The sequence below is a fragment of the Flavobacterium sp. WG21 genome, from assembly GCF_000335775.1.
Taxonomy (GTDB): domain Bacteria; phylum Bacteroidota; class Bacteroidia; order Flavobacteriales; family Flavobacteriaceae; genus Flavobacterium; species Flavobacterium tructae.
Map to the genome: position 1 here is coordinate 24,120 of NZ_AMYW01000027.1, position 13,051 is coordinate 37,170.

At 34.6% G+C, this 13,051-nt stretch carries 8 protein-coding genes; 6 read left to right on the forward strand and 2 right to left on the reverse strand.

The features are described from left to right. Positions 1-4: 4 nt before the first annotated feature. Positions 5-2,395 carry an outer membrane beta-barrel family protein gene (locus tag C245_RS0117150; RefSeq protein WP_017497838.1) on the reverse strand — a complete coding sequence of 797 codons (2,391 nt, stop codon included), beginning with the start codon at positions 2,393-2,395 and terminating at the stop codon, positions 5-7. A gap of 140 nt (positions 2,396-2,535) precedes the next feature. Here C245_RS0117150 and C245_RS0117155 point away from each other — a divergent pair, with 140 nt between their 5' ends. The 6 genes from C245_RS0117155 (at position 2,536) to C245_RS0117185 (ending at position 11,701) form a co-directional block, all read left to right on the forward strand. Beyond that, complete coding sequence (locus C245_RS0117155; protein WP_017497839.1) at positions 2,536-3,558, forward strand: sensor histidine kinase; 1,023 nt, start codon at positions 2,536-2,538, stop codon at positions 3,556-3,558. Beyond that, complete coding sequence (locus C245_RS0117160) at positions 3,555-4,244, forward strand: LytTR family DNA-binding domain-containing protein (RefSeq protein WP_017497840.1); 690 nt, start codon at positions 3,555-3,557, stop codon at positions 4,242-4,244. The genes C245_RS0117155 and C245_RS0117160 overlap by 4 nt, the downstream gene beginning before the upstream one ends. A 508-nt stretch (positions 4,245-4,752) precedes the next feature. Then, positions 4,753-7,842 carry a SusC/RagA family TonB-linked outer membrane protein gene (locus C245_RS0117170; protein WP_157495896.1) on the forward strand — a complete coding sequence of 1,030 codons (3,090 nt, stop codon included), beginning with the start codon at positions 4,753-4,755 and terminating at the stop codon, positions 7,840-7,842. Between the two features lie 97 nt (positions 7,843-7,939). Further along, entirely contained in the window at positions 7,940-9,340 is a 1,401-nt protein-coding gene (locus tag C245_RS0117175; protein ID WP_157495897.1) for a RagB/SusD family nutrient uptake outer membrane protein, read from the forward strand. A gap of 31 nt (positions 9,341-9,371) precedes the next feature. Continuing rightward, positions 9,372-10,613 carry an amidohydrolase family protein gene (locus tag C245_RS0117180; RefSeq protein ID WP_017497844.1) on the forward strand — a complete coding sequence of 414 codons (1,242 nt, stop codon included), beginning with the start codon at positions 9,372-9,374 and terminating at the stop codon, positions 10,611-10,613. A gap of 56 nt (positions 10,614-10,669) precedes the next feature. Further along, the gene (locus tag C245_RS0117185; RefSeq protein ID WP_017497845.1) at positions 10,670-11,701 is read left to right on the forward strand and encodes a redoxin family protein; all 1,032 of its coding nucleotides are present in this window, start codon (positions 10,670-10,672) and stop codon (positions 11,699-11,701) included. 26 nt (positions 11,702-11,727) lie between these two features. Here the strand turns inward: C245_RS0117185 and C245_RS0117190 are convergent, their stop codons facing one another. Continuing rightward, positions 11,728-13,032 carry an ATP-binding protein gene (locus C245_RS0117190; protein ID WP_017497846.1) on the reverse strand — a complete coding sequence of 435 codons (1,305 nt, stop codon included), beginning with the start codon at positions 13,030-13,032 and terminating at the stop codon, positions 11,728-11,730. Between the last annotated feature and the right edge of the window lie 19 nt (positions 13,033-13,051).

Here is a 13,051-nt window from a genome sequence, read left to right on the forward strand (position 1 = left end):
CCGATTAGTTGGCTCTGCTTCTTTCTTCTTCATTACCAAAATCACGTTGTTTTGATTTGATATTTTGGTTTCCGAATTTATAACTCAATGAAATTCTGAAACCTCTCGTGTCTGAATAGCTTTTTACATTGGTTTTAATATGGTTGGAATCATAAGAAATTAATGGTTTTTGTGCGTTCAGTAAATCCTCGCCAATGATAGTAACCGAAAGATTTTTATTGAAAGTTAACAGCTTAACAGAGATGTCAAGAATATTCAAAGTCGAAATATTAAAGATCTGATAACGGCCAGGCAGCTGTAAACCATAATTTAAGCCAAGAAATAAGGTTTTGTTGCTGTTGATGGTAAAATCATTATTGCTGTAAAGGTATCCGTTGTACCCATCGATTGACTGAATAAAAGCGGTTTTTGATTTTACATTCTGATAGTTTAAATTGAATCCGGTAAAGCTGTTCCACCACGACCATTTGTTGAAATTATAAGAAGTCGAAAGTCCAATTTGGTAAGTGTTAGCATAGTTTAAGGGCGTGTTTCTGGTAACATTTGTATTCGGATCGATTATCGATAACTCCTGTCCAAAATCGGAAACCTGAGAGAAATAAACAGAGTTTACCCATTTTTGATTTCGGATAAACGAGAACTCAAAATTATCAATCAATGAAGGCTTTAAATACGGATTGCCTTCGGAATAATAATACGGACTTGTTTTAATTACAAAAGGATTCAAATAATCAAAATCTGGTCTGCGGATTCTTCGGCTGTAGTTTAAGGAAAAAGAATTGTTTTCGTTTGGAACATAAGTCAGGTAAGCTGTTGGAAATAATTTGATGTAATTGTTGGTGTTCGTTTGATTCAAATTTTCAGAATACCCTTTGGTTTGTGTTGCTTCGATTCGTAAACCAATTTGAGTTTCCCATTTTGAATTTATTTTTTTACTTCCCGAGAAATATAAAGCCTGATTGTACTCTTTATAATTGAAAACATTGGACTGATTGGTGTTGAAAACTGACGTTCCGGTTTCGTTATCGTACACGATCAGATTGTTGTTTGTATTCGTGTGGAAAGTTTTCGCTCCAAAGCTAAGATTTGCCCAGTCGTATGGTAAAGAAACGTCAATATTGGCCGAATAATTTTTGATGGTATTGACATTTGAATTTGTCGAAGAAAAGAAACCTCCGGGGATATTATTTTTACTGCTGTCCAATTCATTCCCTGAAAAGAAACGATAATCTTTCTTGTTGTAATCAAAATAATCCAAATCCATCGAAATGTTTTTTCCTAAACTGTCTAATGCAATTGAATTATGAAAGTTAACGGCATTCATTTTCGGGTTATTTTTAGCATTGGCATTCGAAGTGATATAGGAGTCTGCCATTCCGTTTGCATTATCATAAATAGTAGTAAAAGGATTGTTTGCATTTACTTTATCTGTAAAACTGCCAAGGTATTTAAGTCCGGTGCTCCATTTTTTGGTTACTTTATAATCAAGACCAAGGCCTAAACTTAAAACATCGGCTGTCGATTTGTTTTTCACTTCCTGTTTCCAGGTTTCGTCTTTGTAAAAAATAGTACTTTCAGAAGTCGTCAGTAATTTTTGTTTTCCTTTGCTTACCGAAGCCTGAGCAGAGAGTTTATCATGATTGTACGTAAATAACCCGTTCATATTACCGCCTGCGTATGTTTTTTGGGTGTAAGAAGTTCCAAGATTAGCATTCCACGAATTTGCTTTTGCCGTTTTCAGTTTAATATTAATAAGACCGCTATTGCCTTCCGCATCATATTTTGCAGGCGGAGTTGTAATTACTTCAATACTTTTAATATTATCAGACGGAATTGATTTCAGAAACGCCGCCAGATCTTCCTGAGGCATTCTCTGCAAACGATCGTCAATCATTACTAGGATCTCACCTTTGCCCACAATCGAAACAACCTCGTTTTGAACCCTTACGGTAGGTGTTGCTTTTAAAGCATCTAAAGCGGTTCCTCCTGTGGCTGTTACAGAATTTTCGACGTTAAAAACAAGTCGGTCCACTTTTTGTTCAATCAGTTTTTTTCTTGATTTCAGTGTTACACCCTCCAGCTGTACCGATTCTTTAATTTCAATAATACCCAGATCCGTATTGTGATCAATTGTAATTTCGCGGTTCATATATTCTGTGCCAAATTGTTCCAATATCAAACGGTAATCTCCTTTCGGAATTTTCAGAACAAAATTTCCCAAACTGTCAGTTGAAGCCTGAGCAGTTAAAGTTTTTTGAGGATTGAACAAACTGCCGATGATAAACTCAACTGCTGATTTATTTTGATTGATCACTTTTCCCTTAAGTTCATATTGCTGAGCAAAAGAATATGTTTGAAATAAAAAGGCAAGTATTAAAAGACTACTATTTTTCATGGTTTTTAGATTAATTACGCTGCAAAACTGCGCTGAAAAAAGACCTAAAAGAACTTTTATCGACAAACCCCCGTGATTAATCTACAAACCCGGCTTTGGACTTTTTGATGAATGCATATCTTTGAAAAAAAAACGAAAAGATGTATAAAGGAACATTATCAAAAAAAGTAGAAGTATTCATTCATATCATATATTGGCTTTTGATGGGGTATTTCACTTTTGTTAGAAATCTGATCCAGGCCCAAAACTACACCCCGGATTTGTTCCTGTCTACGTATATGATTGTGTTTGTATTAACCTTCTACTTTCATTATTTTGTGGTAATGAAATTGGTTTTTAAATCCTTTCAGTGGAAGAGGTTTTTTGCCGGAGTATTGGTTTCGTACTTGTTTTTTACAGCCTTACGATGGCTGTTGGAGCAGGAGATAAGTAAAGTTTTATTTCATAGAATCAATTATATCAATCCAACCTTTTTTAATTATATGGAAGACAATCTGCACTACAGCAGTATGTCCGTCATTTTAAGTTCATTGCTTTGGTTTGTAATTTATTTTATTCGTTTGCTGGAGTACAACCAGGTTATTTTGGAAGAAAGCAAAAACACCGAAATCAAATTTTTGAAAGCGCAAATCAATCCGCATTTTATCTTTAATACCCTGAACAATATCTATTCGATGGTGTATTTTCAATCCGATAAATCGTTGATGGCCATCGAAAAATTAAGTCAGATTATGCGTTTTACCACTTATGAATCTCAAAAAGAAAAGATAAAACTGGCCGATGAAATCGATTATATAAAAGCCTATATTGAGCTCGAAGAGTTAAGACATCAGGACAGTGCTTTTATTGATTTCAGAATTGAAACTGAAAATAGTTCCGAAGAAATTCCGCCATATATTTTGTCGCCGTTAATTGAAAATGCTTTGAAACATGGCATAACATCCAACGAAAAACCAATTTTAATCGAGTTACGCTTAGAAGATAAGAAGCTTAATTTTAAAGTAGTCAATGATATTGCTGTGCAAAAGAAAGACAAGTTAGGAGGTATTGGATTAAATAATTTGAGAAAGAGGCTGGAAATTCATTATCCGCAGAAACATCAAATAAAAGTAGTCAATCAAAACAACCAGTTTACAGCTGAACTTGAAATAGAATTAAAATGAAAAAAATAAATTGTATTATATTAGACGACGAACCTTTTGCAGTAAAACTAATGGCCGACTACGCTTCTAAGGTTCCGAGATTAAATGTTTTATATGCTGATTCAGATGTTTTTAAAGCCATTGAAATCTTAAATAATGAAGTTGTTGATTTGGTGTTTATTGACATTCAGATGCCACAATTAACTGGAATTGAATTGATGCAGATGTTCAATCAGAAGCACAATTTCATCATCACCTCTGCGTATCCGGATTATGCTTTAGATGTTTTTCAGTTTCATGTTATAGATTATTTACTCAAGCCAATTGTTTTTAATCGTTTTTATCAGAGTGTTGAGAAATTTATCCGTTGGCAAGAAACCATGCAAAACCAGCAAACCGATGATTTTCTGTTTGTAAAAGCTGATAGAAAGCACCATAAAATAGCCACCGAAAATATTCTTTATATTGAAGGACTTAAAGACTACATCAGGATTCACACCAAAGGCGAAAAAATTATGGTTTTGGAAAACATGAAAGATATACTCGAAAAACTTCCCCTAAATCAATTTGTTCGTATTCATCGTTCGTACATTATTCCAAAAAGTAAAATAAAAGTAATCGAAGGCAATCAGATACAATTGACCAGTGGGGAACAGCTTCCTATTGGTGAAACTTACCGAAAACTGGTGAGTGACTGGCTGAGTTAAGTGTTTAAAAATTGTAGTTGATTTATCTGATACAAATTGATTGCCCTTACTAAATTAATTTCAAAACCTGTGAATCAAACTCACAGGTTTTTTTATGCTTTTATCTATAGGAATATACCGAATGTTTCTTGGGAAATACCAGTTGTTTCTTTTGAAATTAATCTCAGGATTTTATCCTATACATTTGGTATAATTACGAAGAGAAAAAGTCATAAAAACAAAATCTTTGTACGCCATCAATTTTTTTTCTTTGCGAAGAATAGCAATTGTTGCCACAGCACCCTGAAAATACCACTTTAGCAGGAAACTATACCCCATTTTTTTGTTGATACATTAGAAACCAAAAATGCAATTTATTTACAGTATTTGTTCGAATTGCACAATGGCATTTGCTATTTAAATACCACAACTTTTGTTTTAAAATAATAAGAAGAAAGAACTTAAATGATTCTTTTATTCTTATACGATCAATTTACCTGACTAACCAAAACCATTAATTGTAGATAGTATGAAGAAAATGAAAATAATGAGAGCCCGAACGGCACCTCTATTTTATTTAAAACGAACTTTGAAGGTTAAACTAACCGCATTTTTAATTATTGCTTCAATATGTGATGCTCAATCCGAAAACTATGATCGGAATACTAAAATTTCAAAAGAGCTTCCCCTTTATGGCCTTATGGGAAAAAGTACAGACCAGAAGAAGGTTCAGGGTGTCGTAAAAGACAATAAAGGCATGCCTTTGACCGGAGTAACAGTTTCAGTAAACGGCAGTAAACAGGGAACAGTTACTAATTTTGATGGTAAATATGAAATTGCTGTAAATGAAGGTGATGTAGTAAGTTTTAGTTTTGTAGGTTTTGAAACTAAAACGATTAAGATTACCAATGAGGTTTTACTTAATGTTACTCTCGAACCCAGTACTAATAAACTGGATGAGCTTGTTCTGGTAGGTTATGGAAAGATTTCCCGGGATAAAATTACCGGTGCTGTAACAAAATTGGATACCAAAGTATTAAAGAATACACAAAATGTATCTTTTGCAGATGCTCTGATTGGAGTCGTTCCCGGATTATTTGTTCAGGAGAGTTTTTTGTCTCCGGACGCTCCGCCTTCTATTTTATTAAGAGGTATTGGTTCGATAAGTTCGAGTACAGACCCTTTGATAGTTGTAGATGGTGTGCAGATGCCCAGATCAGGATTAGGTGCTTTCGCCTTAAATGCTGCAGACATACAGGAGATTAGTGTTTTAAAAGATGCGGCATCAACCTCTATTTACGGATCTAAAGGAACCAATGGAGTGATAATGATTACTACAAAAAGAGGAAATAGGAATACCAGGCTGCAGGTAACTTTTAACACAAGACTTGGTATTAAAAGAGCTGACGAATCCTTTACGAACAGTTTAATGAATGGATCCCAAAAATTAGATTTTGAAGAGTCAATGGGTTATTACAAAGCAAATCCGGCATTACTTCAAAGCAGAAGAGCATTGGGTAATAACGTAAATTGGGCAAATTTGCTTTTAAAGAATGAAATAAATAGGGAAAATAATATCTCTTTTTCCGGAGGTTCAGATAAAGCCAATTATTATACTTCTGTAACGTATAATAATGTCAATAATATTTTTGACGGTCAGTATAAAAGATATACTGCATCAACTCGTGTTGATTTTGATTTAGGGAAAAAAATAAAAGTAGGATTTTCAGGAAACTTTAGTAATGTAAATGAGCAGGACGGGCGCACCGTTGGCTCTCCTTTTTTAAATGCATTTTTATTAAATCCTTGGTTAGCTGTCCGTGATGATAAAGGAAATCCGTTAAGACTTTTGGATATTGCCAGTTCTGCGGGAAATCCGTACAACCCTTTATTTATAAGAGACAATACAAATGTAAACGCCAATCGAAAAAATATTGGCGGAAGTGTAAATTTAACTTATACACCTTTCAAATGGCTGATTCTAAATGGGATTTTAGGGGCTAACTATAACAACTCAAAGAACAGCAATTATGAAAATGTAATTGTAAAAGGAGGAACATTAAGTATTACTAATGGTGATAATAATAATTATACGGGAACACTAACGGCTACTATAGCTAAGAAGTTTCAAAAACATAGTTTTGATTTGGTACTGGGCAATGAAGTTAATGAATACGAAACCAATAGTCTTAATATTTTGGCTAATACTTTTAACTCCGATGCCATACAAATAGTAAGTGCGGCAAAAACCGTCACTTCAGTTACACAACAAAAATCGCAGGCGGGTTCATTGTCCTATTTCTCACGATTGAATTATAACTTTGATAACACTTATAACCTGTCATTATCCTTTAGAAGAGACGGTTCTTCCCGTTTTGGAGATAATAACAAATATGCTAATTTCTGGTCTGTAGGAACTTCATGGAATGCTCATAAAGATTTGTTTAAAGATAATAAAACGATAAGTTCTTTAAAATTACGAGCCAGTATTGGTACTTCCGGAAATGACTTTATAGGAGATTTTGCTTCTCAATCCTTATATGGGTACAAGAGTCAAATGACTTATGCAGGGAGTACAGTGCCTTATCTGACGAGAGGAGAAAATCCAAATTTAACGTGGGAGAAGAATTATAATAAAAATTTTGGGATAGATTACGGATTTTTTAATAATCGTATTTCAGGAACTGTTGATTATTACATTAGAGATACTAAAGATTTACTGAACAATAAACCGATTCCTTTAACTTCCGGTTTTTCAGAGCTGATTTCTAACATCGGAAAATTTAGAAATGAGGGAGTTGAGGTTAGTCTTCATTTTGTAAACTTTAAAAATAAAGATTTTAACTGGACTACCGACTTTAATATTGCCTTTAATAAGGGAACAATTATAGCCTTATCAGACAAAAAGGATATTCTTTCTAATTCGGGATATACGGTATTCCAGGAAGGAAGTGCTATACGATCTTTTTATATTGCAGATTGGGCCGGTGTAAATCCGGTGACAGGTTTTAATCAGTACAGAACTCAGGATGGAACGCTAGTGGATTACAATACCAATAAAACAACAAGCAACCTAACAGCAATTACTAATATGAGACAGGTTAGCAACAAAACTGCTATGCCTAAATATTATGGAGGTTTAACCAATACGTTCAGATACAAACAACTTGACCTGTCGGTTTTGATCTCTTATGCAGGAGGTCATTATGTTTTGAATGAAGGAATCTATAACTTATATAACAATCCGGGGTATAATCAAAGTACAGCTGTACTTGGAGCGTGGAAAAATCCAGGTGATCAGTCAAATTTAGCTGTCAGACAGGTGAATACTGCCAACCCCAATGCATTTCTGGAGTCAGATTACAAAAACTCTACTCAATTTTTAGAGAATGCCAGTTACATTAAATTGAAAAACGTTGCTCTGGGATATACACTTGAGAAAAGTGTTTTAGAGAAAACGGGAATCGAAAGCCTTAGAATTTATGTTCAGGGACAAAATCTTTTAACCAAAACGGCTGTAACCTATATTGATCCGGAATATGCCACTGCGGCTGGAGGCATTGGACTTTCTTCATCCATTGTGAGAGCATATTCTCTTGGACTTAATGCTAGTTTCTAATAAAATAACACACAAAATATATTGTTATAAAAGCTTATCTGCTAACAATAATGATAAAAGAATTTTTATTCAACAGAAAAAAAATGAAGAACAACATATGAAGACAAATATAAAATTATTTTTTTCGGCAGTGATAGTTACTTTTTTTAGCAGCTGCTCTAATGATATTATCAACAAAGAACCTCTGGATCAGTTGGCTCCGGAAACACTTTTTCAGACAGAAGGCGGTTTCAGAAGTGCCTTAGACGGCGTTTATGCCGTTATGAAACAAGATTTTTATGGGTATTATTTTGGAATTTATACTATTCCGGAAGCTATTAGTGACGATCTTTTAGGTTCTTCAAATTCAAAAGACTTTAGTTTTGATAATAGTTCAGGGAACATCTATCCACTGGCATACAATAGTACAACCGGTAATGTGGAGGGATTTTGGAGAATTTCCTATCAGGCCATTAATAGTGTAAATACGATTATAAAAATGGCAAGAGCCAGTTCGCTACCCAATAAAAATGCTTTTTTGGGAGAAGCGTTAGGTATTAGAGCCCTATTGTATTACAATTTATACCGCTTTTATTCTCCTGCCTATACTATTGATAAAAAGGCTTTGTCAGTACCTTATCGATTTGAAACAGATAAATTATTAGATGTAAAACCCAGAAACACTACAGCCGAAGTGATTCAGTTTATTCAGGCCGATTTGAATGAAGCGGCAGCTTTAGCTACCAATACAGCTAACTCCTACAGAATTTCTAAGACGGCTATTTATGCATTGTCAGCCCGCGTATGTCATGAGACAGCTGATTACAAAAATGCAATTGTATACAGTAATCTGGCATTAACAGATGCCAGATATAAATTAGATAACACACTGGCTGCTTTGCAAAAGGAATGGGATAAGGATGATTCCGGTGAAATTATTTTCAGAATACGTTTTGAAAATACTGAAATGGGACAAAATGCGGCACTTCTTGCCATACCGGTTCTTTCAAGTTATCCCTATTTAGTATCGACCGATTTAATCAATCTTTACGATAAAACTAAAGATTTACGATTTACAGTATATTTTAAAAATCATCCTACTATCGCAAACAGTTATTATCCTAAAAAACAAGCAGGAACCCGAACAACAAATGCTGGAGCATCAGATCCCGGTAATATAGACTTAAAACTAATGAGAGTACCTGAACTATACTTAATATTGGCAGAATCGTACCTACAGGGTAGTGATAATGCATCAGCATTAATTAATCTCAATAAATTGAGAAATGCCAGAGGGTTAGGAGATTACTCTGGAGCTGATCTGGGTAAAGAAATTCTAAACGAGAGAAGAAGAGAATTAGCCTTTGAAGGGTTCAGATTTACCGATCTTAAAAGACTTGGGTTAGGTTTTAAAAGAGCAGACGGTACTGGTTTATCAGCGAATGCTAATCGATTTGCATTGCCTATCCCGCAGACTGAAATTGATCGTTCCGGCATCGCACAAAATCCAGGGTATTAATCTATTATCAATATTATAAAAACTCTCTTGCATGCAAAAAAAACTGATTCTAATCTTTTTGTTTTCGGCATTTAATCTAATAACCGGGTACTCACAAAAGAAGGTAAACATAAAAGTAACAATACTGAAGAACGGATTTATTTTTGACGATAAATTTGACTTAAAGACAGGCAGTATCATCATTAAGGGTAATCAAATTGCTGATATCTTGTTTACGGATAATTTTAGTGCATATCCGGAAGCAACAATAATTGACATTACCGGAAAATATGTTATGCCCGGATTAATAGATGCACACGTTCATCTGGCAACTGCCCCCAATCTCAATAGAGAAAAGAGTACTAAATATATGGAGGATCAGCTTTCTAAAATGATTTATGCCGGCATAACGTCGGTCAGGGATATGACAGGAAATGCTATTGTCCTTGCCGATTACAAGCGTGCTAGTACCCTGAATCAATTGCCGGCGCCTTCCATTTTTTATGCAGCTCAGTTTGCGGGACCAGATTATTTTAATTCGATGAGAAAGTATACTACAGAAAAAGATACTCCATGGCAACGTACGATCACTGATACGACAAATATTAAAATGGTTGTGGCCGAAGCAAAAGGAGCAGGTGTAACCGGAGTAAAAATATATGCTGATTTAAGTGCACGCATGATTAGAAAGATTGTAAAAGAAGCAAAGAAGCAGGGACTGCAGAGTTGGAGTCATGCGGCAGTATTTCCTGCTACGCCAACAGATGTTGCCACTGCCAAAGTAAATTCGATGTCGCATGCCTTTGATATCCCATATGATTTTTCTTCAGGAAAAATGAACCACCTAAAAAGACCACCAGCTATTGATATTATTAAAATGGACAAGCTATTACTCCTGATGAAAGCAAACAATGTGATACTGGATCCGACGAATTATATTGGAAACAACAATAAGTTTTTTGACGGAATGAAAGTAACCAAGAGAGCTCATGAACTAGGAGTTAAAGTGGCTACAGGAACAGATTGGCCTTATTTATTCGAAAAAGATAATGTTGTTCCATTGTTCAAAGAGATAAAAATATTGACCGACAGCTGTGGTTTTAGCAATAAAGATGTTCTTGTAAGTGCTACTAAAATAGGTGCAGAAAGTATAGGAGTAGAAGACAGAGGTGTTATAGCTATTGGTAAACGCTCAGATCTTTATGTAACCAATTCAGATCCTGTGCAAAATATTGAAAATCTAAAAGATGGTTTTATGACCGTGAAATCCGGAATTATTTATAAGAAAGAATAATTTTCCGGAACTTCTTGAAAAAAGTAATGTATAATAAAGTTTAAAAGAAAAATTTAATGAAGAAATGGTATTGTTTAAGAATTATAGTTCTTATTCTTAGTTTAAATTGTTTTGCACAGAAAAGCACAAAAGACTATGTGACTTTGTCCGGAAAAATTACAGATAAAAATTCAGATTCTTTGCTTGTTTTTAAGAACAGAACTCCACTTAAAAAAATTAACGTTAAGAAAGATGGGACTTTTTCTGATACACTTAGCGTAAAAGAAGGTTACTATGGACTATTTGATGGTAAAGAACAAGGTTTCTTTTATCTTAAAAATGGTTACAATCTGAAAATTACTTTTGACACCAAACAATGGGATGAAACAATGACTTTTAAAGGTGATGGTGAGATACCTAATAATTATCTATTTAAGAAAGCCTTGTATACTGAAAAAGCGACTGCTGATAAATCTATTTTTAAATTAGAGAAAGATGAATTTATCACCAAAATAGATGAAATTGTAGCGGGTTATCAAAAACTTATTGCAGAGACCAAAGGACTGGATGCTTCTTTCATCGCGTTTGAAAAAAAGGATTCCGAAGAATTTAGAAAAAGTTGTGTCGCCAGATATAACAAAACTACCAACCTAAAAAAACATCAGGAGGAAATTCTTCCAAAAGGAAAAGTTTCGCCTAAATTCTTTAATTACGAGAATTTTGACGGCTCCAAAACTTCTTTGGACGATTTTAAAGGTAAGTTTGTTTATATTGATCTATGGGCTACCTGGTGTGGACCATGTAAAAAAGAAATTCCTTTTCTTAAAACTGTTGAAAAAGAATTTCACGATAAAAATATTGCTTTTGTTAGTATTTCTACCGATCGTGTAAAAGATCATGACAAGTGGAAAAAAATGGTAGGAGATCTTCAATTAAAGGGGGTACAATTGTTTGCTAATGGTGATACTTCTTTTGAGAATGCTTATGAAGTAAGTGGTATTCCGCGATTCATCCTGATAGATCCGCAAGGCAATATTGTCGACCCAAATGCTCCAAGACCATCAGATGAAGGATTAAAAAACTGGTTGAAAGAAGCTGGTGTTCACTAGTTTATTTTGTAAATAGAGAGGTGAGGCTACATCATTTTGCCTTCTTTGACATATTCTTTTTTAATCCCTTGAAGAAGATGATGAAGATTAATATTTTCGTTTTGATCTTCTAATGTTCGCAGACAGGCATACTGAATGATGTTTACAATATTAGCACCGGTAATCTCGTATTTTTTTGAAATTTCACTAAGGTTTACATCCTCAGCAATTTTGATTCCTTTAGGCAGGTTGTTCTCCCAAAGTTGTAAACGTTCACGGGAAGAAGGTACCTCGAATTCGATTATGGATTGAAATCTTCGGGTAAAGGCTGTGTCAATATTGGTTTTAAAATTAGAAGCCAGAATAACTAAACCAGGATGATTCTCGATACGCTGCAGCAGGTACGACACTTCCTGATTGGCGTATTTATCATGAGCATCTCTTACATTAGTTCTTTTTCCGAAAACGGCATCGGCTTCGTCAAAAAAGAGAATCCAGTCTTTATCGGCTGCTTTATCAAAAAGGGAGGACAGATTTTTTTCGGTTTCACCAATGTATTTTGAGATGACCATAGACAAGTCAATTCGGTAGACATCTCTTTGCGTATATTTCCCAAGAAGTGAGGCCGTAAGGGTTTTCCCAGTTCCCGGTGCACCATAAAACATGACTCTGAAACCTGGTTTAATTTTGGCTTTCATGTCCCATTCGTGGAGTAGAATCTCATTAAATTTAAGCCAGGTTTCTATTTCTTTAATCTGATTTAAAGTTGAAGAATTGAGTACCAGATCGTTCCAGTCTAATGCGGTTTCAATTAGCTGAGCAGGGAAAATGCTGCTTAGCTGAGGTTTTAGGATTTTTCCGGTGATGAATTTTTCAATGTATTCGTCTTCAAGAATTAGTAAACCACTCAGTTTGGGTTCACCATTTGGAACAGATTCTATTTTAATGATTCTTTTTTGATACAGAAAAGATTGATTGTGCAGGTAATTATAGAATGAAATCCGGTTATCGAGATCATTCCCTGCAACTAAAAATTGAGCCGTTTCGCCTGTTGGTAAAATACCACGGTGGTTTTTTGATTTTACACCTCCAAATTCGGGTAGTTCTCCTCCGTTGGGTAAATATTCTGCAATAATCGAACTTAAAAAGTCAGGTTTGATATGATGTACGAGAGCTAATCCTAATAAGAGAGTATCTGTTTCGGTGAGGTTGTTTTCAATGATAAATTCATTGATAAACCCGCTGGGATCCAGTTGATTTAAAACGGGTTTTTCGGTTGGTTTTTCGGCTTGAAAAAGTCTGTCAAGCTGAAAGATAAATTGGCTTTTCAGGTAAGTGAATATATTTTCCATTTTGTTATATCATTTTTAT